The following is a 24,955-nucleotide window of genomic DNA, read 5'->3' on the forward strand; positions in this document are numbered from 1 at the left end:
TTAGTTCACCCACACGCGAGCGTTGCGGAACATGCGCATCCAGGCGCCGTCTTCGTTCCACTCTTCCGGGCGCCACGAGTTCTGCACGGCGCGGAATACACGCTCGGGGTGCGGCATCATGATGGTCACGCGACCGTCGCGACTGGTGAGGCCGGTAATGCCGCGTGGCGAGCCGTTCGGGTTGGCCGGGTAGGTTTCGGTGACCTTGCCGTGGTTGTCGACAAAACGCAGGGCCACGGTGCCGGACAGGTCGGCTTCAAGCAGCGCTTCTTCGCTGGCGAATTCGGCATGGCCTTCACCGTGGGCGATGGCGATTGGCATGCGCGAACCGGCCATGCCTTGTAGGAAGATCGAGTTGGACTCCTGCACCTGCACCATGGCGACACGGGCTTCGAACTGCTCGGAACGGTTGCGCACAAAGTGCGGCCAGAACTCGCTGCCCGGAATCAGTTCGCTGAGGTTGGACATCATCTGGCAACCGTTGCACACACCCAGGGTGAAGCTGTCGTTGCGTTCGAAGAAGCCCTGGAACGCATCGCGGGCACGGCTGTTGAACAGGGCCGACTTGGCCCAGCCTTCACCGGCACCCAGCACGTCGCCGTAGGAGAAACCACCGCAGGCCACCAGGCCTTTGAACTCATTGAGGTCAACGCGACCGGCGAGAATATCGCTCATGTGCACGTCAATCGCATTGAAGCCGGCGCGGTCGAACGCCGCGGCCATTTCCACCTGGCCGTTGACGCCCTGCTCACGCAGCACGGCGACCTGTGGGCGGATGCCCTTCTTGATGTACGGCGCGGCGATGTCCTGGTTGACGTCGAAGCTGAGCATAGTGCTCAGGCCCGGATTGTCTTCTTCCAGGATCGCGTCGAATTCCTGCTCGGCGCACTCGACGTTGTCGCGCAGGCGTTGGATCTGGTAGCTGGTCTCGGCCCACTGGCGTTGCAGCAGGCGGCGCTGGCCGGCAAACACGGTGTCGCCATTGAAGGAGATGTTGACTTCACCGTTGTTGATCGGCTGGCCGATGACGGCCACGCAGTCGTCCAGGCCGGCGGCGCTGAACTGTGCGAGTACGTCTGGCGTAGCGTCCTGGCGCACCTGGATCACGGCGCCCAACTCTTCGTTGAACAGGATGCCATTGATCTCGGCGGCATCCTCGGCAACGCTGTCGAGCACGATGTTCAGGCCGCAGTGACCGGCGAAGGCCATCTCCACGACGCTGGTCAGCAAGCCGCCGTCGGAACGGTCATGGTAAGCCAGCAGATGGCCGTCGGCGTTCAGGCCCTGGATCACGGCGAAGAACGCCTTGAGGTCTTCAGCGTCGTCGACATCCGGCGCCTGCTTGCCCAACTTGCCGTGGGTTTGCGCCAGGATCGAAGCGCCCATGCGGTTCTGGCCACGGCCCAGGTCGATCAGGATCAGGTCGGTGGTGCCCTTGTCCATGCGCAGTTGCGGGGTCAGGGTCTGGCGGATGTCGGTGACCGGCGCGAAACCGGTAACGATCAGCGACAGCGGCGAAGTCACGCTCTTGTCGGTGCCGTCTTCGTTCCAGCGGGTGGCCATGGACATGGAGTCCTTGCCCACCGGAATGGTGATACCCAGTTCCGGGCACAGCTCCATGCCGACGGCTTTAACCGTGTCGTACAGGCGTGCATCTTCACCCGGATGACCGGCAGCGGACATCCAGTTGGCCGACAGCTTGATGTCGGACAGCTTGCCGATACGCGAGGCGGCGATGTTGGTGAGGGTTTCACCAATGGCCATGCGGCCCGACGCCGGTGCGTCCAGCAGGGCCAGCGGCGTGCGCTCGCCCATGGCCATGGCTTCACCGGTGTAGACGTCGAAGCTGGTGGCGGTGACGGCAACGTCGGCCACCGGCACCTGCCATGGGCCGACCATCTGGTCACGGGCTACCAGGCCGGTGATGGTGCGGTCGCCGATGGTGATCAAAAAGCTTTTGCTTGCTACGGCCGGGTGGTGCAGCACGCGTTCGATGCTGTCGGCCAGCTCCAGCGTGCTTGGGTCGAAATCATCGCCCAGCTCGCTTTCGCGTACGGCCGAACGGTGCATGCGTGGGGCTTTGCCCAGCAGCACTTCCAGCGGCATGTCTACCGGGCTATTACCGAAGTGGCTATCGGTAACCGTCAGCTGCGGCTCGGCAGTGGCTTCGCCGACCACCGCAAACGGGCAACGCTCGCGTTCGCAGATGGCCTGGAAGCGTGCGAAGTCTTCAGGACCGACGGCCAGTACGTAGCGTTCCTGGGATTCGTTACTCCAGATTTCGTGCGGGGCCATGCCCGGCTCGTCGTTTGGAATGTTGCGCAGTTCGAAACGGCCACCACGGTCGCCGTCGTTGACCAGTTCCGGGAAGGCGTTGGACAAACCACCGGCGCCGACGTCGTGGATGAAGCTGATCGGGTTCTTGTCACCCAACTGCCAGCAACGGTCGATGACTTCCTGGCAACGGCGTTCCATCTCAGGGTTTTCACGCTGTACGGAAGCGAAGTCCAGATCTGCCGAGCTGGTGCCGGTGGCCATGGAAGAGGCCGCGCCGCCGCCCAGGCCGATCAGCATCGCCGGGCCGCCGAGCACGATCAGCTTGGAGCCGACCAGAATCTCGCCTTTCTTGACGTGCTCTTCACGGATGTTGCCCATGCCGCCGGCCAGCATGATCGGCTTGTGATAACCGCGCACTTCATCGCCACGGGGGGTGGTGATGGACTGCTCGAAGGTCCGGAAGTAACCGGTCAGCGCCGGGCGCCCGAATTCGTTGTTGAACGCGGCGCCGCCCAGCGGGCCTTCGATCATGATGTCCAGCGCGGTGACGATGCGCTCAGGCTTGCCGTACGGCACTTCCCACGGCTGCTCGAAGCCCGGGATCTGCAGGTTGGACACGGTGAAACCGGTGAGGCCGGCTTTTGGCTTGGCGCCACGGCCGGTGGCGCCTTCGTCGCGGATTTCACCGCCCGAACCGGTGGCCGCGCCCGGGAATGGGGCAATCGCGGTCGGGTGGTTGTGGGTCTCGACCTTCATCAGGATGTGCACAGGCTCCTGCACCGCGCCGTACTGGCGGGTTTCCGGGTCCGGGAAGAAGCGGCCGGCGACAGAGCCGACGATGACCGAGGCGTTGTCTTTATAAGCCGACAGAACGCCTTCGCTGTGCATCACGTAGGTGTTCTTGATCATGCCGAACAGGCTTTTTTCCTGGCTCTGACCGTCGATGTCCCAACTGGCGTTGAAGATCTTGTGACGGCAATGCTCGGAGTTGGCCTGGGCAAACATCATCAGTTCGATGTCGTGGGGGTTGCGCTTCAAGCCGGTGAAGGCGTTGACCAGGTAGTCGATCTCGTCTTCGGCCAGGGCCAGGCCCAGCTCGGTGTTGGCCTTCTCGAGGGCGGCGCGGCCGCCACCGAGCACGTCAATCGCGGTCAGCGGCTTGGGCTCAGCGTGGCTGAACAGGCCGGCAGCCTGTTCCAGCTGGCCGACGATGATCTGGGTCATGCGGTCGTGCAGGCTGCTGGCGATCAGCTCGGCGTCGGCATCACTGAACTGGCCGGCGACATAGAAAGCGATACCACGCTCCAGGCGCTGGATTTTATCCAGGCCACAGTTGCGGGCGATATCGCTGGCCTTGCTCGACCAGGGCGAGATGGTGCCGAACCGCGGCAGAACCAGGAACAAGCGGCCGGTCGGCTCTTGCACGGGAACGCTTGGGCCGTACTTCAGAAGGCGTGCCAGCACTTGCTGTTCGTCGGCGGTCAAGACGCCGGTCACGTCGGCGAAGTGAGCAAATTCAGCGTACAGGCCTGTAACAGCTGGAACCTTCTGGCTCAGTTGCTCAAGGAGTTTGCTGTGGCGAAAGGCAGAAAGGGCAGGAGCGCCGCGCAGGATCAACATCTTCGGGACAGCCTCGGAAGGGGGTGTGCTTTGAGGCCGTGCATTCTAGCGTAAACCTTCGCCAACGGCACCCGAAACGCTACCGGTGGCCGCAGCCGAACGTCAGTTGGCACGCTTTGCACGCAATCGCGGTGTTATCCACGGCGTTGGGCGCAGTTATTTTAACCATCACAATCGCTCGCCAAGCCGCGTTTCTGCGGGCTGCAGCACAGTTTGGGCGGCGCTAGCAGACAAGTGCGCCGCTGTCGAGATATGGCGCCGTGGGCCGTTTGCGTATACTGCGCAGATGTTCTCCCCAACCGTTTTGCGCCCGCGATGGGTCAAATGGCTCATCGCCACCTTGCTCTTCCTGATGCTCAGTGCCTGTGTTGACAAACCCAGCACCCTCGAGCGAATCAAGGAGGATGGCGTATTGCGGGTGGTCACCCGGAACAGCCCGGCCACCTATTTCCAGGACCGCAACGGTGAAACCGGTTTCGAATACGAACTGGTCAAGCGCTTTGCCGACGAACTGGGAGTAAAGCTGGAAATCGAGACCGCCGATAACCTCGACGACCTGTTCAACCAGTTGGGCAAGCCCAATGGCCCGGTACTTGCCGCCGCCGGCCTGGTCAGCAGCGAACAGCGCCAGCAGCAGGTGCGATTTTCCCACCCGTATCTGGAAGTGACCCCGCAGATCATCTACCGCAACGGCCAATCGCGCCCGACCAACGCCGCTGACCTTGTGGGCAAGAAGATCATGGTGCTCAAGGGCAGCACCCACGCCGAGCAACTGGCGGCGTTGAAAAAGCAGAATCCTGCAATTGAATACGAAGAGTCCGACGCCGTTGAAGTAGTCGATCTGCTGCGCATGGTGGACGAGGGTCAGATCGACCTGACCCTGGTGGACTCCAACGAAGTGGCGATGAACCAGGTGTACTTCCCCAACGTGCGCGTGGCATTCGACCTCGGCAACGCCAGCCACCAGAGCTGGGCCGTGGCCGCCGGCGACGACAACAGCCTGCTCAATGAGATCAACGGCTACCTGGACAAGGTCGAGAAGAACGGCACCTTGCAGCGCCTGAAGGATCGCTACTACGGGCACGTCGATGTACTCGGCTATGTGGGCGCCTATACGTTCGCCCAGCACCTGCAACAGCGACTGCCCAAGTACGAGAAACACTTTCGCGCCTATGCCAAGGCCGAAAAGGTCGATTGGCGCCTGTTGGCAGCCATTGGCTATCAGGAATCGCTGTGGCAACCGACCGTCACCTCCAAGACCGGCGTGCGCGGCCTGATGATGCTGACCCAGAACACGGCGCAGGCCATGGGTGTGTCCAACCGCCTGGATGCCAGGCAAAGCATCATGGGCGGCGCCAAGTACCTGGCCAAGATCAAGGATGAGCTGGACGACAAGATCGCCGAGCCTGATCGCACCTGGTTCGCCCTCGCCGCCTATAATGTGGGCACCGGCCACTTGGAAGACGCTCGCATCCTGGCGAAGAAGGAAGGCCTGAACCCGAACAAGTGGCTGGACGTGAAGAAGATGCTGCCGCGCCTGTCGCAGAAGCAGTGGTACAGCAAGACCCGCTACGGCTACGCCCGGGGCGGCGAGCCGGTGCACTTTGTGGCGAACATCCGGCGTTACTACGACATCCTTACCTGGGTGACCCAGCCGCAGCTGGAAGGCGACCAGGTGGTGGAAGGCAACCTGCATGTGCCGGGTGTGGACAAGACCAAGCCGCCGCAGGACAGCCCGCAGTTGTAAAGCCGACTTTCCAAACACCACAAAACAATGTGGGAGGGGGCTTGCTCCCGATAGCCTTGTGTCAGTCACTACTACAGTGACTGATCCACTGCTATCGGGAGCAAGCCCCCTCCCACATTTGGATCTCCACTTGGCTTAGAGGCCGGTGATTAGATGGACCACCCCGCCTGTCAACACCATCACAGTCGGTACACCCGCCGCCTTCAACGCCGCCTCATCCAACCGCCCCGCATCCTGCAACTGCACCCTCACCCGCGTCAGCGCCACGCGCTGTTGTGACTTGAGATTCTCGGCGCCGCCCAAGGCACTCAGCACATCGGCGGCCAACAGGCTCGGTGTCGGCACTGCCAGTGTCTCGGCAATCAGGTCCGGGGTCAGGGCTTTCCAGAATGCCCGCTGCAATTTCTCGAACATGCTCAGTGCTCCACGACAGGTGAGGTTTCAACGGTGGCCGCGTGGTACAGGCGCAGGGCCTCACGCACTTGGCCGGCTTCCTCCAGGCCCAACACCTGGCGGGCGATGAGTTGGCAGTCGACCAGTTCCAGTTCGCGTACGGTCGCCTTGATGCTCGGAATCAGCGGCACGCTGACCGACAGTTCATCCACCCCAAGTCCGATCAACACCGGCACCGCCAATGGTTCAGAGGCCAGCGCACCACACACGCCCACCCACTTGCCATGGGCGTGGGCCGCCTTGACGGTGCTGGCGATCAGGCGCAACACGGCGGGATGGAAGCTGTCGGCCTGGCTGGCCAGGCGCGGGTGATCGCGATCCATGGCCAGGGTGTATTGGGTCAGGTCATTGGTGCCGATGGAAAAGAAATCCACATGGGGTGCAAACACATCCGCCATCAACGCCGCCGAAGGCACTTCAATCATGATGCCCAGCTTGGGCAATTCGGTGAGCCCGAGCGCCAGCGCTTCTTCTTCGAGCATCCGGCGCGACAGGTGCAGTTCGCAGAGCTGGCTGACCATCGGCAGCATGATATGCAGCCGCGCCAAGCCCGCACTGGCGAGGATCGCGCGAAACTGTTCGCGCAGCAGTTCGGGGCGTTCCAGGCACAACCGAATACCACGCAGGCCCAGGAACGGGTTGGTCTCGCTTTCCATCGGCACATAGGCCAAGGGTTTGTCGCCTCCCACGTCCAGGGTGCGCACCACCAGATTGCGCTCGGTGCCAAGGGCACGGGCGATGGCGCTGTAGGTGCCGGCCTGTTCCTCCGGGCTCGGGGCGCGATTGCGGTCCAGGTAGAGGAACTCCGAACGCAGCAGGCCCACACCTTCACCACCCAGGGTCAGGGACTGCTCGACCTCCTGCAGCGAGGCAACGTTGGCCGTGACTTCGACGTGATGGCCATCGCGAGTGATTGCCGCCAGGGATGCCTGTGCGATTTCACGCTGCAGCCGCAGCTTTTGCTGTTGGCGAACCGCTTGCAGTTGTTCGATTTCAGCCAGGTCCGGTTCCAGGTGAAGCTCGCCTTTGTCGGCGTCGAGCAGTACTCGTTTGCCGTTGGCCAGGGCCAATACATGGGCCGGTACACCGCAAATGGACGGCAGGCCGAGCGCCCGGGCAAGGATGGCCACGTGGCTGGTAGCCCCACCGGCGACAGTGACAAAACCCAGCACCTTGCTGGTATCCAGGCCGGCGGTTTGCGAGGGCGTGAGTTGTTCGGCAACCAGGATGGCGCACTCAGGCAGGTCCAATGACCGTTCGGGAACACCCAGGATCAGCTTGAGCACGCGCTGGCCGACATCGGCCAGATCCGCCGCACGCTCGGCGAGCAGCGCCTTGCCCAAGCCTTCGAAGAGTTTCGCGGTCGCCAGCGTGGCGCTGTTCCAGGCGAAGGCGGCGCTCTTGCCTTGGGCGAGCAGGCCGTGGGCTTGCTCCAGCAGGGTCGGGTCTTCGAGCAATTCCTGATGGGCGCGGAAAATTTCGGCCTGGGCACTGCCGGCGGCCTTGGCTTGCAATGCTTGCAGCGCTTCGGCTGCCGCCCGCAGGCCACGCGCCAATGCGGCACGCTCGAACGTTTCGCCGGCACCGGTTTCAGGAATATTCAGCGCCGGTTCGGCCACTTGGACGACCTGGCCAAACGCCGAGCCCGGCGACGCACACACGCCCCGCATCAAGGTTGCTGATGACACCGGCGCGGCAGGCTTGGCTACTTCGACCGCCGCCACCGTCTCGCCACAGCCGTCCAGCAACAACGCCACCAGCGCCTGGATCGCCGCTTCGGCATCGGTGCCCGCCGCGCTCACTTGCAGGCTGTCGCCCCGGGACGTCTGCAGCGCCATGATCGCCACCAGCGACTTGGCATTCGCGCTCTGGGTTTGCTTATGCAGGTAGATGCTTGAACTGAACCCCTTCGCCGCCTGGGCAAGCACTGCCGCAGGGCGAGCGTGCAAGCCGTTGGCGTTGGGCAAGGTCAGGGGCTTGGAGAACAGCGCATCGCCCTCCTCTTCATCGGCTTCTGACGACGCTTGCCCGGGGGACACTCGCAACAGTGGCTGGCCTTCCTCGACAACGCCCTGATCGGGCACCAGCAATACAAATGGCTCGCCACTGACGACCAGCATCAGGGTCAGCAGACTGCGGGCATTGAGCGCCACGTAGTCGGCGTCGAATTCAACCAGCGGTTGCCCGGCCACCACCCGCTGGCCTTCTTCGACCAGGCGGGTGAAGCCCTGGCCCGCCAGGTTCACGGTGTCCAGGCCGATATGCAACAGCACCTGCACGCCGTTGTCGTCGGTGACACTCAGCGCATGGCCGCTGTCCTGGATATTGCTGATCACCCCGGCCAGCGGCGCGCAGAGCGTCTGCGAGGTGGGATCGATGCACAGGCCGTCGCCGATCACGCGGCTGGAGAACACTGGGTCGGGTACCTGATCCAGCGCCAGCAGCACCCCGGACAGGGGTGCCAGCAGTTCCAGGGATTTAGATGGGGTCATGACTTCACCTGTTTGTATTGTTCTTTAAAAATCATCGAGTCGATGCAAGGTTGAGGATGACGAAGATCAAAGGTGGGAGCAGGCTTGCCCGCTCCCACATTAGCCCGCGCACTCCTTCCGGATTATTTCCACCAGTATTCGACTTGCACGCCCATGTTCGAACCATGCCGTGCCGTGCCATAGGCGCCGGTATCGGATAACGCCGAGCCCGCCGCGAGTTCATTCGCTGCGCGCTTGGCCGCCTGGTTCCAGCTGGCGTAGGTGTAGTACAACCGCACTTCCGGCCGCGCCCAGAACTCCGGACCTTTGGGCGACCAGGTCGGCGCAAACGTGAATTTGCTCAGCTTGCGTGTTCCGCCAGTAGCCTCAACCTGATCGTGGCCCAGTTCAGCGACCAGCTTGAATTGTTCGCTGATGGCATACGTCGGGCGTACGCCAAGGGACATCCAGTTCTGGTCCTGGCGCCCTGGGCGCACATCCTTCTGGTACACCGCCTGGACTTGCCCACCGAAACGCGGGGTCACCTGCCAGTCAAAGAACTCCACGGCACGGTAGCTTTTGCTGCTCTTGTCCAGCCGGGTATTGCCGGTATAGCCCAGCCCGGTGCCAGGGCCTTCGCCGTACTGCAAGGCAAACTTGTTCTTGCCGCCCAGGAACGCGGTTTGCACATGCTGTGCGGTCAGCGCCCAACCGCTGTTGGTGTCACGCCCGCCGGCCTTGGCGATGTAGCTCAAGCCAAGCTCCAGCTCGCCACCCGGGTTGGTGTTGAAACCTGCCACGTTGAAGTCGTGACGGGTGGCGTACTCCTTCTGGTACAGGTTGTCCTTGCGCGACAGGGCGTAGCTGTATTTCAAACCGCCGATCAGCACGTCCTCGATCCCGCCACCAGTGGCGCTCTGGTTCCAGTAGTAGAAGTCGGAGATATGGATATCGTTACGTTTGTAGTAACGCCGCCCGGCCCACAGCGAACCACCGTTGAGACTGGGCAGGTTGGACCATTGCGCATACATCTGCGGCATGCGCGCCGAGCCGTTGTTTTCACCCTGGAATTTCAGGGCGCGGTCGTACTTGTTGTAGAGAGAGGCCATGGCATCCACGCTGAGCACCGAGCCGTCGTCGAACGTCAGCAGGTCCTGGCGCAGTTCCAGTTCGGCATATTGTTCGCATTCGTTACCCAAGCGGTATTTGGTTTGCGCCCCCGGCAGTTGGAAGCACTGCTGCTTGCCACTGCCCGTTGAGGTGCCCGCGCCGCTGCGCAAGTAACCGGCGAACTCCAGGGCCTGGGCGCCAAACGGCACAGCGAGGCACGACGCAATAAGGCCCAGTTTTATTGTTGTTTTCATGAAGCGCTCCTTTATTTTTATTGTTTTTTCTTACTGTTTTGCGTGACGCGATCACTGGTAGGAGCGAGCTTGCTCGTGAAGAACTTCGAGGCGCCGCGCTGAACCTGGAGCGGCGCGTTATCGTTGATGATCTTCGCGAGCACGCTCGCTCCTACAGCGGTATTTCAGTCCGTCAGGTGCAGCACAAAAGATTCGTAGGGGCGCAACACCACCGTGCTCGTGCGCGCCGGGCAATCGGGGTAATTGCTGATGAGCAGCCGCTGCGCGCTCGACGAATTGATCACCTGGTCGGGCAGCTGGATTTCGCACGGCGTGCCGTAGAAGTTGTTGAGCACCAGCAGGCGCTCGCCATGGCCCTCGCGCAGGTACGCCCAGACCTGGCGATGGTCTTGCAGCAGTGGGCGGTAAATGCCTTCCTGGATCAGTGGCTCGCAACGCCGCAGGGCGATCAGGGCGCGGTAGTGATGCAGCACCGAATCCGGATCATCCAGCTGGCTTTCCACGTTGATCTGCGCGGTGTTGGCCGGAATACCAATCCAGGGCTCGCCACGGCTGAAACCGGCATTGGCCTGGCCGCTCCACTGCATCGGCGTGCGACCGTTGTCGCGGGATTTCTGCATGATCGCCGCCATGCTCGACGCCTCGGACTCCCCGGCATCACGCTTGAGGCGGAAAATGTTCAGGGTTTCCACATCGCGGTACTGTTCGATCTTGTCGAAACCAGGATTGGTCATGCCCAGCTCTTCGCCCTGGTACACATACGGCGTGCCCTGGAGGAAGTGCAGCGCGGTGGCGAGCATCTTGGCCGAGACCACGCGGTATTGGCCGTCATCACCAAAGCGCGAGACCACCCGCGGCTGGTCGTGGTTACACCAGAACAGCGCGTTCCAACCGCCACCGGCCTGCATGCCCAGTTGCCAATCGGAGAAAATCTGCTTGAGTTGCAGGAAATCGAAGTCGGCCCTCACCCACTTCTGCAGGTTGGGGTAATCGACTTTCAGGTGGTGGAAGTTGAAGGTCATCGACAGTTCTTTCGAAGCCGGATTCGAGTAGCGGATGCAGTGCTCCAGGCTCGTGGACGACATTTCGCCGACGTTGATCAGGTCATGGCCTTCGAAGACTTCACGGTGCATTTGCTGCAGGTATGCGTGCACATTCGGGCCGTCGGTGTAGAAACGGCGACCGTCGCTGTTATCTTCGGGGAAGTCGGCGGGCTTGGAGATCAGGTTGATCACATCCAGGCGGAAACCGCCCACGCCTTTGTCACGCCAGAAGCGCATCAGCTTGAACACTTCGGCGCGCACCTTGGGGTTGTCCCAGTTGAGGTCGGCCTGGGTGTGGTCGAACAGGTGCAGGTAGTACTGGCCGGTCTGTGCTTCGTATTCCCAGGCCGAACCGCCGAACTTGGATTCCCAGTTGTTCGGCTGGTCGCGCCAGATGTAGAAGTCGCGGTAGGGGTTGTCGAGGCTGCTGCGCGCCTGCTGGAACCACTCGTGCTCAATGGAGGTGTGGTTGACGACGATATCGAGCATCAGCTTGATGCCGCGCTTGGCCGCTTCGCTGATCAACAGGTCGCAATCGGCCATGGTCCCGTAGCTGGGGTCGATGGCGTAGTAGTCGCTGATGTCGTAGCCGTTGTCGCGTTGCGGCGAGCGCAGGAACGGGGTGATCCACAGGCAATCCACTCCCAGCCATTTCAGGTAGTCGAGCTTGTCCACGATGCCCAGCAGGTCACCGGTGGCGTTACCCGCGTGGCTATGGAAGCTTTTGGGGTAGATCTGGTAGATCACCGAGTGTTGCCAGTTTTGCATGGTGGGTTTCCTTCAATTAATTGTGTGCGGGCTTTGAGGGCCTCATCGGGGGCAAGTCCCCTTCCACATTTGAAATGCATTCGCCTGTGGGAGGGGGCTTGCCCCGATGGCGGTGGATCAGGCGACCCGATACCCAGGCCGGATAATCTTCATGCTCAACACACAGGTCAGTACAAAGGGCACGACGATCGCGACGGCCATGCCGATCACAAACACCGGGATGTACTGCGGGATGATCGAGATAAACCCGGGCAGGCCGCCGACGCCGATGGCCGAGGCCTGGACCTTGTTCAGCGAGAGGAAGATGCAGCCAAGGGCAGACCCCACCAGTGCCGCGTAGAACGGGAATTTGTATCGCAGGTTGACACCGAACATCGCTGGCTCAGTGATGGCGAAATACGCGGAAATCGCCGACGTCGAGGCCATGCTTTTTTCCCGCGCATTGCGGCTCATGTAGAACACCCCCAATGCCGCACTGCCCTGGGCCAGGTTGGACATGACGATCATCGGCCAGATAAAGGTGCCGCCCTGGGTGGAAATGAGCTGCAGGTCCACGGCCAGGAACATATGGTGCATGCCGGTGATCACCAGCGGTGCGTAGAGCATGCCGAAGATCAAGCCGCCCAGTATCGGCGCCAGCTCAAACAGCGTGACCACGCCTTCGGTAATCAGGATGCCGAGGTGGCGGGTCACCGGGCCAATGATCGCCAGCGCCAGGACACCGGTGACAACGATGGTGGTGATTGGCACCACCAGCAATTGGATGGCATTCGGCACTCGTGCCCGCAGGTATTTCTCGATCACGCTCATGACATAGGCGGCCATCAGGATCGGCAGGATCTGGCCCTGATAGCCGACTTTCTCGATCTGGAACCAGCCCAGGATGTCGAAGTACGGCAGGCTCTGCCCATCGAGCCCGGCGACCGCCTTGCCGTAGTTCCAGGCGTTGAGCAGGTCGGGGTGCACCAGCATCAGGCCGAGCACGATGCCGAGGATTTCACTGCCGCCGAACCGCTTGGCCGCCGACCAGCCCACCAGCGCGGGCAGGAATACGAACGAGGTATTGGCCATCAGGTTGATCAGGTTCCACAGGCCATCGAGGTTCGGATAGGCCTCCAGCAAGGTCATGTCCTGAATGAACATGCCCTTGGCGCCCATCAGGTTGTTCACCCCCATCAACAGGCCGGCAATGATCAGCGCGGGCAGGATCGGCATGAACACATCGGAAAATACCCGTACCAACTGTTGCAAGGCATTGACCTTTTCGCCACCGGCCTTCTTGACATCGGCGATGGTGGACGCGGCGAGACCGGTCTGTTCGCGCAAGGCGGCATAGACCCTTTCCACTTCGCCGGGGCCGATCACCACCTGAAACAGGCCGCCGGTAAAGAACGATCCCTTTACCAGGTCGACCTGGTTCAACGCACTGCTGTTAACCAGGCTCGGATCCTTGAGCGCCAGGCGCAGGCGGGTCACGCAATGGGCAGCTTGCTCAAGGTTGTCGCGCCCACCGAGGTTCTCGAGAATCTCGCGGGCGATAGTCGGATAGTCGTGGCTCATGCTCGTTTTCCACTGTGATTGTTTTTATGGGTGGCAGTCGTTGGCAGCACGCCGAGGGCAAAACTACTCGTCTGTACGAGTTAAATCAACAACTCGTCTGTACGAGTTACACTTTTGTTTATAAATGCGAACTTCCCGTCAGATTTTTCCCCTGGCTATAGGGCTGCCCAATGGACAAACCCCACCTCTACCACTAAGGTTCCTGCCTTGAATGCAAGCCGGGCATAGAGCCATCTCATGAGCAAATACAACCAGATCTATACGGATCTGCTTGCCAGCATCACCACCGAACGCCTGCAACGCGGTACGCGCCTGCCCTCCGAGACCGAGCTGATGGACGCCTACCAAGCCAGCCGCGGTACCGTGCGACGCGCCATTGAGCAGTTGCAAGAACGTGGCTTTGCCCAAAAGATCCATGGCAAGGGCACCTTTGTGTTGTCGCCCAACCCGATCGAGTTCCAGCTGGGCGGTATCGTCAGCTTCCATGAGACCCACGCCGACCTGGGCGATGACGTATGCACCGAGGTGGTTGAATTCACCCAGCTCCCATTGGAAGGGCCACTGCTGCAACACTTCGAGGCCGAGCCGGGCACGCTGATCACCCGCATCAAGCGGGTACGACGCATCGGCGGCAAACGGGTGATCCTGGACATCAACCACTTCATCGCCGAGCTGATTCCCGGCCTGGATCGCCATATCGCCGAACAGTCGATCTACGCGTTTATCGAGCAGACATTGCAGCTGCAGATCAGCTATGCACAGCGCACCATCGAGGCCTTGCCACGCAGCAAGGACGATCAGGCGCACCTGGACCTTGACGGGCAAAGCCATGTGATCGTGGTGAGTAACCAGACGTTCTTGCAGGACGGGCGGCAGTTCGAGTACACCGAGTCACGGCATACCCTGGACAAGTTCTACTTTTCGGATATCGCACGGCGCTGAGCATGCTCTTGTAGCCTAACTATGTAGCGCCCTTCCCGCGCCGGCCTGGGGGAATCTCGCCCTTCATTTTTGAAGGATGAGCACTCCCATGATTTGGAGCCAAACCCGCACCCTGCCCAACGCCGCCGACAAGGCAGCCCTCAAGGCCCTCGCCGGACGCGTGATCCTGGCCTGCCCCAGCCTGCACGATACGGCTCACGAAACCGCCCGCGGCATATTGAATAAACACGGCGTCAAGGGCCTCGACCCGGACGAGGTGTATTACCACCGTTTCAAGGCAGCCCAAAGCAGTTCGCTGACCTTTACCGGCTGGGAACATGTGCTGGAAAAACCCTACGAATCGACGACCCTGACCGAGCTGGTGATTCATCGCTTCCGCGCCACCGACTACGACAACGCCGACCTACTGGACCTGTACGGCGGCTTCTATACCAAAGGCCCGGAATACGGTGACTTCAATCAAACCAATGAAGTACGCCTGCATGCCAACGAAGTGCTCAAGGACTTCTGGGCCCTGAAGTTCAGCGACCTCTATCGCGACAAGCTCGACAGTTTCTGGCAGGACCACGCCGAGGCCTTTCGCACCCAGGCCAAATGCAACTTCCTCAGCAAGGCGGTGCAGGCCCTCGAGTTCAAGCACCTGAGTGCCGAAGACTTCCACACCTGCATCAGCGCCGTGGCCCCGCACCTGAGCTGGCCGGTCAGCCTGGCCAGGCTGCAGACCGACGCGGCGCCAGGCGCCGGTGCACAGGTCGCCGCCCTCGACCTGGACGGTTACGTGGCTACCAACCTGTTGCGCATCATTGACGCAGCCGGGCGACAAATACTCTATGTGCCAGGTGAGCAGCAAACCTTCAAAGTGTTCGAGACCGCTGCGCAATTGCACTGGTGGTTGCTCGGGATCATGGATGACAAAAAGACCCGTGACCTGTTCCTCTGCCACTTCTCCCTGACTGACCGCGAGGCCATGACCGACGGCATCACTGACCTGATGAATCGCCTGGTGCAGACCTGGGGCAAGTCGGATCATCACATGATCAACCAGAAGAACCAGGCGGTCACCACGGACGCCTTCAGTTGGCTGCGAGACCGCACCCGCGCAGCGATGTATGACGAAGCCGAGCAGTTGCTGACCACCAATGCGCAACTGAGCAAAAAACTCTGGATCGGTTACCTGAGTGCCGGCCTCAAGATATTCGGGCCGCTGGCCGTCATCGGTTGGCCGGTAGCCTTGCCGGTGCTGGGCGCCAGCATCGCCAACCTGGCCCTGAACATCGACCAGGCGGTCAATGGCCGAACCAGCGCCGAGCGCAAGGCTGGGGTGACCGGTTCGGTGTTCAGCGCGATCGACACCCTCTTCAACCTGGCAGCACTGCATGGTCCTGGGCCCATCGTTGAAGTGGGCGCCGAAGTCGAAGCAGCGGAAGCGGCCGAAATGGCCAAATACGATGAGGCGCTGAATCCCGAGGCAGCCGAACCTGCAAGCCCTGCCGTGCCTGGGCCCCCCACGCTGCCCCAACTGCCCGGCGACGGGCTGGGAATACCCTCGAGCTGGCAGCGCCTGCAAGGACTGGAGGGTGCTACGGCGATGACCGAAGGCGGTCGTTTTGAACAGCTCTACCGCATCAATGCCAACCCTTCGACCCTGATCAAGCTCAAGGACGCGGTGTTTTACGTGCGTTATGAAGCGGACGTGAACGGCGGCGGCACCTGGGCCATCATCGACCCGTTGAACCCCCACGCCAGCAGCGGCTCACTGCCCGTACGCCTGAATGCCGAGGGCGAATGGGAGCGGGTGCTGCGCCCCTCCGAGGCGGTGCGCGGTGGCAGCCCCATGGACACCCCGACCACGAGTGCACGGCCGAGGCTTGCATCCGACTATCGCCGGCCAAGCGCCTATGGGGAGCCGGGTTTTAGAAACCCGTCCTCCAGCCTACCGACCCCTTTTGATCTGAAAAACCAGAGCAGTTTCGACATCGGCCTCGCCATGTCTGGCGCGCCGGACTACATCAAGCCAATCATCACTCCCACGGGCGAAGCTGGCGGTTTCAGCACCTCGGACTATTTCATCAACCCCATGCGGGCAAAAATCCTCAGCAGCGCGCGCAATTTCTTCTCCCGGCCGTTCTTCACCAGCACACTGCCCGAGCGGCCGGCACTGCCTGCCATCACGCCAGGCATGAGCCCCGAACAACTGATTGAAAAAAGCCTGGTAAACGCAGAGGGCCTGGTCATCGCCGAGAGCCCGAACCGTGTCGCCAGTACCTATCTGTTGATCAAGCAAATGCCCAACCTGGCCAAGCAAGGCGTCAAGACCCTTTACCTGCACGGGTTCTACAACGACTTGCATCAACTGGACCTGGATGTCTTCGCCAGCAGTGGCGTCATGCCCGACCGCCTGGGCAAGTACCTGCGCGAGCTGGACCCGACCAATATGGGCCGCTTCAACACCCTGGAACTGCTGCACGCCGCCCGCGACAACCATATACGCATCCAGGCCAGCGAATGCCTGGCCAACTACCTGCCCAAGGGGTCGGCGGTGGACGTGCAAATGTCGAAGAATTTCATCACCAGTGAAATCCTGCGCCTCGACCAGGCCAAGAACGGCGTCGGCAAATGGGTGGTGCTGACGGGGGCGGAAAACACCAACACCTTTAGAGGCGTGACCGGCATCAGCGAGATAAACGGCGGCATCAGTCTGCGCGTTACCGAGGAACTCGGCGGCCAGAGCAGCCAGATCAAGATCGGCTATGGCCCCAAGGTCAACAACCTGCCGGTAATCGACCCGCTGAACCCGCCACTCAATGCGCTGGACAGTGACCTTTTCCTGCAAGTACCGATGCGCGAGAGCGAACAAATACACCCCCATATTTTTGCACAGCGAGACCTTGAAGCAATCCTCGGTTCACCTGGTGACTGCGTCATGCAACAGACCCGTAATGAGCTGACGCTTATTCACCGCAACCGCCTGAACAACCTGGTGCGCAACCCCATCCAGCACTCGGACGCCGGTTATTTCATTGATCGCGAGGCCCTTCCAAGGCTCAACGGCGCTGTCTACAAGACCCTGCCTGAGTTGCGCGGCGCCTTGCGCGCAAATGGCCTCACGCTCAAAGGCCTGCCGCCGGCCAAGACACTGGTTCCGGCAATAGAGCTGGAGCGCCCTGCCATGGAGGCCGTTGTTGAAACCACCGCCGAGACGGGCGCGGCGCTGGCGCCTTCGGCCATTCCCAGCGGTGCGGTGGAGGCCAGCCTACGGCCAGAAATCCCCCCAGCGTGGGAAGCCAATGAAATCCTCGAAGGCCGCAACCCGGTCAGCGAGCCTGGCAGGGATCAAGGCATCTATCGCTTGGAGTCCAACCCGGCGGCGGCCATCCTGCTCAACGACACGCCGTATTACGTGCAGTATGTGAGTGACGTCAATGGCGGCGGACACTGGGCAATCGTCAATCCTGAAACTCCACTTGCCCTCTCGGACGCCATCCCGGTGCGCTTCAACGCCCAGGGTGAATGGGAAGTGTTGTCCAGGCCCGGCCTGAAAGGCGGCGCCGGGCAACGCCTGAACCGGGTGCCGGGCCGCAGGCCTATGCCAACGGTGCAAAGCCCCGCCGCCGCCTATGAAATACCGCCGGACTTGCGTGCCCCCCTGGAAAATGCCGCCGCCGGGCCAGGCACTGCGAAATATGCCTTGAGCGACGAGGGCGTGAACCTCTTCGATAACGGCCCCGATCCCTACGCGCCGTTCAAAAGCAGAAGACAGCAACTGTTCAAGGATGCGGTGGCCTTCCTGCGTCGGTTCCGTGCGACCAATCGCCCGCCTATTCCCTCGGTGCCGGCCAAGGCCCCAACGGCGACCTGGCTGGAGGCACTACTGAAGGACGGACGTGGCATCGTGGTCGGCGAAGCCCACAGCGGCGTGGGCAGCAAACAGCTATTGATTGAGCACATGGAGTTGCTGGCACAGAAAAACGTCAAGACGTTGTATTGCGAGCATCTGCTGCGCGACTTTCACCAGGCAGCCCTGGACAGCTTTTTCGAAAGCGGCGAAATGCCCGAGACGCTCAGGCGCTACCTGCAGAGCCTCGATAACGGCATGGGCACCGATCCGCTGGGGCAATACAACTTCATGGAACTGATCAAAGCTGCCCGCACGCATAAGATCCGCATCCAGGCCATCGATTGCCTGGCCAGTTACCGTACCGACGGATTTATCCCGACCGTGACCGATAGCCAGATCGCCCGAGATGCGCAACGCCATGCCTTGATGAACTACTACGCAAGCACCGTGATCCGTGCCGACCAGGCGGCCCAAGGTGCGCACAAATGGGTAGCGCTGGTGGGCAATACCCACGTCAGCAGCTACGAGGGGGTTCCAGGGCTGAGCGAACTGGAAGAAGTGCATGGCCTGAGGATAGAGGATGTTGCGCCCGGGCAATCCCAAGGCATCATTCCAGACCCTGGCATCCCGGCAACCGGCGAGGAAGGCGCGGTGAAAAGCGACCTGCTGTTTCAGTCGCAGATTCCCCGAAAACCTGCAACCTCCGCAGAGTTCGACGCCTTGCTGCAACGCCGCGGAATGTTTACCGTCGACTCGTCGTCGGTGTCGCCCATCCTGAAACATCGCAGCAAACTGGGAGAGCTGGTCTCTACGGATATCCATAACCAGAACGGCTACTTCTTTATCGAGCGCCCCAATTGGCCGAGCGTTAGCGGCAAGCGCTTTGACAGCCTCAAAGGATTGTTTGCCGCGCTTGAAGACATGGGTATGGTGATGGTTGGCAAACCGGCACCGCTATGAGCAGCAGCTGAAACCAGGAAATGAGAACACCGTGAATATCCCGAGCAAATGGCGCGAACAGTTCCCCCATGCACTGATTGAACAACAGTCCATCGGCGAGTCGCGCGCAGACGTCTATCGACTGCGCAGCGAACAAGGCGAAGACCTGTTCCTGAAGTCCGAGCCCCTTGGAGAGTTCACTGAACTGGCAAACGAAATCGAGCGCCTGCGCTGGTTGCGGCAACAAGGGCTACCGGCACCGATTGTGCTGGATGAGGTGATAGACCAGGATCGCCACTGGCTACTGATGAGCGCCATGCCAGGGCAGGACCTGGCGACGATCGACGACCTTCCTGTGGCGCACATCATAGAGATCCTGGCGAACGCCCTACGCACGCTGCATCAGGTTCCCACCGTTCTTTGCCCCTTCGATCACAGCCTTGAAGTACGCATCGCGACCGCACGGGGCCACGTCAACGCGGGCTTGGTCGACGAGACCGACTTCGACGATGAACGACTAGGGCAAAGCGCCGAGCAAGTGTTGGACGAACTGGTATCGACACGGCCAACCACCCAGGACTTGGTGGTGACCCATGGCGACGCCTGCCTGCCGAACTTCATGACCGCAGACGGCCGTTTCAGCGGTTTTATCGATTGTGGTCGCTTAGGCGTCAGTGACCGCTACCAGGACCTGGCCCTGGCAGCGCGCAGCATTACCCAAAACTTTGGACAGGCATGGGTGGCACCGTTCTTCGAGTGCTATGGCGTAGAGCCCGATGAGCAGCGCATTGGGTATTACTGCTTGCTTGACGAGTTCTATTGAAGGGCTCCCACATAAAGCAAAACCCCGGCACCAGGCCGCAATGCCGTTCAGTTAAGCGTATACCGCCCTCTGTAGGAGCGAGCTTGCTCGCGAAAAACGTCAACGATAACGCGTGCTTCCTGAATGAACGCGGCGCCTATGAGTTTTTCGCGAGCAAGCTCGCTCCTACAAAATGCCTTAACTGAACAGCATTACGGCACCAGGCCGGGGTTTTGTTATTGAGCATTGACCTGCCAGTGCAGGGTCACTCCCACTCAATAGTCGCCGGCGGCTTGCTCGACACGTCATAAGTAACGCGGGAAATACCTTCGATCTCATTGATGATCCGGCCGCTGACGGTTTCCAGCAGTTCGTAAGGCAGGTGCGCCCAACGCGCGGTCATGAAGTCGATAGTCTCTACGGCACGCAGCGCCACAACCCACGCATAACGACGGCCATCGCCGACCACACCCACCGATTTCACCGGCTGGAACACCACGAAGGCCTGGCTGACCTTGTGATACCAGTCGGCCTTGCGCAGTTCTTCGATGAAGATGTGGTCGGCGCGACGCAGCAGGTCGGCGTATTCCTTCTTCACTTCACCCAGGATGCGCACGCCCAGGCCCGGGCCTGGGAATGGGTGGCGGTAGACCATGTCGTACGGCAGGCCGAGTTCCAGGCCCAGGCGGCGGACTTCGTCCTTGAACAGTTCGCGCAGCGGTTCTACCAGCTTGAGGTTCATTTCCTCAGGCAGGCCACCGACGTTGTGGTGGGACTTGATCACGTGAGCCTTGCCACTTTTGGCGCCAGCCGACTCGATCACGTCAGGGTAGATGGTGCCCTGGGCGAGGTACTTGATGTTGTCCAGTTTGTTGGACTGGGCATCGAAGACGTCGATGAAGGTGCGACCGATGATCTTGCGCTTTTTCTCCGGGTCGGACTCGCCGGCCAGGTTGTTGAGGAACTGCTCCTCGGCGTTGGCACGGATCACCTTGACGCCCATGTTCTCGGCGAACATGGCCATAACCTGCTCGCCTTCGTGCAGGCGCAGCAGGCCGTTGTCGACGAATACGCAGGTCAGTTGGTCGCCGATGGCTTTGTGCAGCAGGGCTGCTACCACCGAGGAGTCAACGCCGCCGGACAGGCCGAGCAGCACGTTGTCAGTGCCGACCTGGGCGCGTACCTGGGCGATGGCGTCTTCGGCGATCTTCGACGGGGTCCACAGGGCCTCGCACTCGCAGATGTCGAGGATGAAGCGCGACAGGATGCGCCCGCCTTGCTTGGTGTGGGTCACTTCCGGGTGGAACTGCACGCCGTAGTAGCGACGTTCGTCGCTGAACATGCCGGCGATCGGGCAGCTCGGGGTGCTGGCCAGGATGTGGAAGTCCTCGGGCATCTTGGTGACCTTGTCACCGTGGCTCATCCACACGTCGAGGCCAAACAGGCCATCGGCGTCGATGTGGTCTTCGATGCCGTCCAGCAGACGGCTCTTGCCGACCACGTCGACGCGGGCATAACCGAATTCACGCAGCTCGGAACCTTCAACCTTGCCGCCCAGTTGCTCGGCCATGGTCTGCATGCCGTAGCAGATACCGAAGACCGGCACGCCCAGGTCAAATACCGCCTGCGGGCAGCGCGGGCTGTCGGCTTCGTGCACGGACTCGGGGCCACCGGCGAGGATGACGCCTTTAGGGGCGAATTCGCGGATCGCTGCGTCATCCATGTCGAACGGGTGCAGCTCGCAATACACGCCGATTTCACGCACGCGGCGGGCGATCAGTTGGGTGTACTGGGAACCGAAGTCGAGGATCAGGATGCGGTGGGCGTGAATGTCGAGGGCCATGAAGTCAGTCTCGTCTAATGAATCAGAAACAACTCGGGGCTGAAAGAACAGCCCCGGTTACTTAACGTTTTGCTGGAAGCCTCAACCTACGCGGTAGTTTGGCGCTTCCTTGGTGATCTGCACGTCGTGGACATGGGATTCAGCCATGCCGGCGCCGGTGATCCGTACGAACTCTGGCTTGGTGCGCATTTCTTCGATGTCGGCGCTGCCGGTGTAGCCCATCGAGGAACGCAGGCCGCCCATCAGTTGATGGATGATCGCGCTCAGGGTGCCTTTGTACGGCACACGGCCTTCGATGCCCTCCGGGACGAGCTTCTCGGCGCCTGCCGAGGAGTCCTGGAAGTAACGGTCGGAAGAACCTTGCGCCTGGGACATGGCGCCCAGCGAACCCATGCCGCGGTAAGCCTTGTAGGAACGGCCCTGGAACAATTCGATCTCGCCCGGCGCTTCTTCGGTACCGGCGAACATCGAGCCCATCATGACGCAGGAAGCACCGGCCACAATGGCCTTGGACAGGTCACCGGAGAAACGGATACCGCCGTCGGCGATCAACGGCACGCCGGTGCCTTCAAGGGCGGCGGCGACGTTGGCGATGGCGCTGATCTGCGGTACGCCCACACCGGCGACGATACGCGTGGTGCAGATCGAGCCAGGGCCGATACCGACCTTGACCGCATCGGCGCCGGCTTCGGCCAGGGCCTTGGCCGCAGCGCCAGTGGCGATGTTGCCGCCGATCACTTGAACGTCAGGGAAGTTCTGCTTGACCCAGCGCACGCGGTCGATCACGCCCTTGGAGTGACCGTGGGCAGTGTCGACCACCACCACGTCAACACCGGCAGCAACCAGCGCCGAAACGCGATCGCCGGTGTCTTTACCGGTGCCGACTGCCGCGCCAACACGCAGACGACCTTGGTCATCCTTGCTGGCCAGCGGGTAAGCCTTGGCTTTTTCGATGTCGTTGACGGTCATCATGCCCTTGAGGGCGAACTTGTCGTCGACGATCAGCACGCGCTCGATACGGTGCTTGTGCAGCAGTTCGCGCACATCGTTCTTGTCGGCGCCTTCCTTGACGGTGACGAGGCGCTCTTTAGGCGTCATCACTTCGCGGACGGTGACTTCAAGGCGGTTCTCGAAACGCACGTCACGGGAAGTGACGATGCCGACCAGGTCGCCATCGTGCAGCACCGGGACGCCGGAGATGTTGTGCAGACGGGTCAGGTCGAACAGGTCGCGCACGGTGGCGTCGGCCTCGATGGTGATCGGATCTTTCACCACACCGGCTTCGTAACGCTTGACCTTGCGCACTTCGGCAGCTTGCTGCTCGATGGTCATGTTCTTATGGATGATGCCGATGCCGCCTTCCTGAGCCATGGCGATGGCCAGACGGGCTTCGGTGACGGTGTCCATGGCAGCGGAAACCAGGGGAATATTCAGCTCGATGCCACGGGTTAGGCGGGTCTTGAGACTGACTTCGTTAGGAAGCACCTCGGAATAACCGGGCACTAGGAGAATGTCGTCGAATGTCAGAGCTTCTTGGCTGATACGCAGCATCGCGGGGGCTCCCGAGCGGGAAAATGGAAGCGCGCCATTATATACATGCACCCTGCCAGGCTCAATGTAAAACTCTGACAAACTTGGTATTACTGATAGATGGAGAAAACCCGCTGCCTTTTTGTAGGAGCGAGCTTGCTCGCGAAGAACGCCCGGGCACCGCGAAAAATCAGGCAGCCCGCGTTATCGTTGACGATTTTCGCGAGCAAGCTCGCTCCTACAGTTCGACTTTGACCCAGCTCATTTTTTGATCGAGCCAATCGGCAAATTCGTCGATAAAGCTCTGCTTGAAGCCCGCCTCCGCCCAGTTGTTGAAGATAAACCCCAGGTTGGAAAACCCGCATTCCTGCAGGAACAGGAAGCCGTTGATGTCGTCTTCATGCCCACACAGCGGGCAAGTGAAATTGTCGGTATGGCCGGGCATCCAGTCTTCCAGGCTTTCGAACAGCGCCTCGCCGACTTCCTTGAGGCATTCCGGGCAGCCTGCCTCTTCGAGAAAGCCCTTGGCCGGCGTATAGATGCAGCGTTTGTAGATGATCTCCAGGCCATTGACCGGTTCATTGAACGGCAGTGCCTCGGGGTGCAGCACCACGGCGCGGGCGCCATCGGCCAGGGCGTAGGCCATACGGTTGCCGGTGCGGCCGCAGGTGCTAAGTTCTTCCTTGACGATATTCTTGCGCACCAGCCAGCGCACGATTGCCCGGGCGCGGGGTTCGTGGACAGGCAAGGTGGAGATTTTCGGGACGAGGATGCTTTGGGAGTTCATGGGAGTCCTGCGGTGTGGCGTCTGGCGCCATCGGGGGCAAGCCCCTCCCACTTTTGAATTGTGAATACGTTCAAAGGTGGGAGGGGCTTGCCCCCGATGGCGCCCTAAAGGCTGGCAGCTTAATCCCTGCTCCACACAGGTCAAGTGCTCAAATACCGCCCGATCAACGCAATACCACTGGCCAGCACCAGCCAGGTCACCAACCGCACAAACGCCTCACGCGACATGCGCATCGTCAGCCGGCGCCCACACCAAAGCCCGAAGGCCATCGCGGGCAACAGGCAAACCGCCAACATCAATAAGGGCAGATCCGCATATACCCCGGCAATCAGAAACAAACTCAGGCGCACCAGCGTGCTGCAACTGATCAGCGCACTTTGTGTGGCCCGCGCCGCGTCCTTGGATAATCGGCTATTGAGATAAATGGCGTATAAAAAGCCGCCACTGCCAAACAACGCACCAAACAAGCCGCCCACCGTAGCCATAGGCACCGACCAACCCGCCGCCAGCCGCGTCGGCCGGGCTTTCACCGCCAGGCTATAAAGGGCGTAGGCGCTGATAAACAGCCCCATCAACAACAGCAGCAGATCCGAATGCAGATTGAGCAAAAACACCACGCCCAGGGTACAGCCTATCGCCATGCATGGCAGTAATCGCAGCAGCTCCGGCGTGTTCACCTCTCGTCGCGTTTGCAGCAGGCCGCCAAACGCCGCGACAAAATCCAGCAGCACCAGCAGCGGGATGATCTTCGATAGCGGCATAAACATCAGCAGAACCGGTCCCGCCACCAACGCCGTACCGAAACCGGCGATGCCAAACACGATATAGGCCACCACGATGCCCAGGCCGATCACCAGCCAATCCATTACGCCGAACGACCACTGACTCATCCACTCAACCGCACTCATGGGCTATTCCTTGAAAGACGTGAGTTTCACTTTAGCCATCGGTGAATGTTGCGACTAATATCT

At 61.0% G+C, this 24,955-nt stretch carries 15 protein-coding genes; 4 read left to right on the forward strand and 11 right to left on the reverse strand.

What is annotated here, in order from left to right; all coding sequences use genetic code 11:
* Positions 1–3,897: a phosphoribosylformylglycinamidine synthase gene (purL, locus tag QYQ93_RS23790; protein WP_217881864.1), complete on the reverse strand. Its 3,897-nt coding sequence runs from the start codon at positions 3,895–3,897 to the stop codon at positions 1–3.
* A 286-nt stretch (positions 3,898–4,183) separates the two neighbouring features.
* Between purL and mltF the strand changes: the two genes are divergently transcribed.
* Entirely contained in the window at positions 4,184–5,644 is a 1,461-nt protein-coding gene (gene mltF / locus QYQ93_RS23795) for a membrane-bound lytic murein transglycosylase MltF (protein WP_338475587.1), read from the forward strand.
* A gap of 135 nt (positions 5,645–5,779) precedes the next feature.
* Here the strand turns inward: mltF and QYQ93_RS23800 are convergent, their stop codons facing one another.
* The 6 genes from QYQ93_RS23800 to treP all read right to left on the reverse strand — a co-directional run bounded on the left by QYQ93_RS23800 (position 5,780) and on the right by treP (position 13,303).
* The gene (locus tag QYQ93_RS23800) at positions 5,780–6,058 is read right to left on the reverse strand and encodes a PTS glucose transporter subunit IIB (protein WP_338475588.1); all 279 of its coding nucleotides are present in this window, start codon (positions 6,056–6,058) and stop codon (positions 5,780–5,782) included.
* Positions 6,059–6,060: 2 nt separating this feature from the next.
* On the reverse strand, positions 6,061–8,589 hold the full coding sequence (gene ptsP, locus QYQ93_RS23805; protein ID WP_338475589.1) for a phosphoenolpyruvate--protein phosphotransferase: 2,529 nt from the start codon (positions 8,587–8,589) through the stop codon (positions 6,061–6,063).
* Between the two features lie 122 nt (positions 8,590–8,711).
* On the reverse strand, positions 8,712–9,932 hold the full coding sequence (locus QYQ93_RS23810) for a carbohydrate porin (RefSeq protein WP_338475590.1): 1,221 nt from the start codon (positions 9,930–9,932) through the stop codon (positions 8,712–8,714).
* Positions 9,933–9,949: 17 nt separating this feature from the next.
* The gene (locus QYQ93_RS23815; RefSeq protein WP_268794445.1) at positions 9,950–10,075 is read right to left on the reverse strand and encodes a hypothetical protein; all 126 of its coding nucleotides are present in this window, start codon (positions 10,073–10,075) and stop codon (positions 9,950–9,952) included.
* A 21-nt stretch (positions 10,076–10,096) separates the two neighbouring features.
* On the reverse strand, positions 10,097–11,743 hold the full coding sequence (treC, locus tag QYQ93_RS23820; protein WP_338475591.1) for an alpha,alpha-phosphotrehalase: 1,647 nt from the start codon (positions 11,741–11,743) through the stop codon (positions 10,097–10,099).
* A 117-nt stretch (positions 11,744–11,860) separates the two neighbouring features.
* The gene (gene treP / locus QYQ93_RS23825) at positions 11,861–13,303 is read right to left on the reverse strand and encodes a PTS system trehalose-specific EIIBC component (protein ID WP_124401812.1); all 1,443 of its coding nucleotides are present in this window, start codon (positions 13,301–13,303) and stop codon (positions 11,861–11,863) included.
* Positions 13,304–13,540: 237 nt separating this feature from the next.
* On the opposite strand from treP, the gene treR reads away from it, so the two are divergent.
* From treR to QYQ93_RS23840, 3 genes are all read left to right on the forward strand, one after another.
* A complete protein-coding gene (gene treR, locus QYQ93_RS23830; protein ID WP_217881858.1) occupies positions 13,541–14,245 on the forward strand; it encodes a trehalose operon repressor in 705 nt (234 codons plus the stop codon).
* Positions 14,246–14,333: 88 nt separating this feature from the next.
* Positions 14,334–19,043 (forward strand): membrane-targeted effector domain-containing toxin, encoded by a 4,710-nt coding sequence (locus QYQ93_RS23835; protein ID WP_338475592.1) that lies wholly within the window; start codon positions 14,334–14,336, stop codon positions 19,041–19,043.
* A gap of 31 nt (positions 19,044–19,074) precedes the next feature.
* A complete protein-coding gene (locus QYQ93_RS23840) occupies positions 19,075–19,845 on the forward strand; it encodes an APH(3')-II family aminoglycoside O-phosphotransferase (protein WP_338475593.1) in 771 nt (256 codons plus the stop codon).
* Positions 19,846–20,089: 244 nt separating this feature from the next.
* On the opposite strand, the gene guaA is transcribed toward QYQ93_RS23840, so the two are convergent.
* The 4 genes from guaA to QYQ93_RS23860 form a co-directional block, all read right to left on the reverse strand.
* Entirely contained in the window at positions 20,090–21,667 is a 1,578-nt protein-coding gene (guaA, locus tag QYQ93_RS23845; RefSeq protein WP_043046834.1) for a glutamine-hydrolyzing GMP synthase, read from the reverse strand.
* A gap of 81 nt (positions 21,668–21,748) precedes the next feature.
* Complete coding sequence (guaB, locus tag QYQ93_RS23850) at positions 21,749–23,218, reverse strand: IMP dehydrogenase (RefSeq protein WP_016977684.1); 1,470 nt, start codon at positions 23,216–23,218, stop codon at positions 21,749–21,751.
* Between the two features lie 217 nt (positions 23,219–23,435).
* On the reverse strand, positions 23,436–23,984 hold the full coding sequence (locus QYQ93_RS23855; RefSeq protein WP_043046833.1) for a hypothetical protein: 549 nt from the start codon (positions 23,982–23,984) through the stop codon (positions 23,436–23,438).
* A gap of 140 nt (positions 23,985–24,124) precedes the next feature.
* On the reverse strand, positions 24,125–24,892 hold the full coding sequence (locus QYQ93_RS23860; RefSeq protein ID WP_043046832.1) for a sulfite exporter TauE/SafE family protein: 768 nt from the start codon (positions 24,890–24,892) through the stop codon (positions 24,125–24,127).
* Positions 24,893–24,955 lie beyond the last annotated feature (63 nt).

It is taken from the genome of Pseudomonas khavaziana (assembly GCF_036704165.1).
Taxonomy (GTDB): Bacteria; Pseudomonadota; Gammaproteobacteria; order Pseudomonadales; family Pseudomonadaceae; genus Aquipseudomonas; species Aquipseudomonas khavaziana.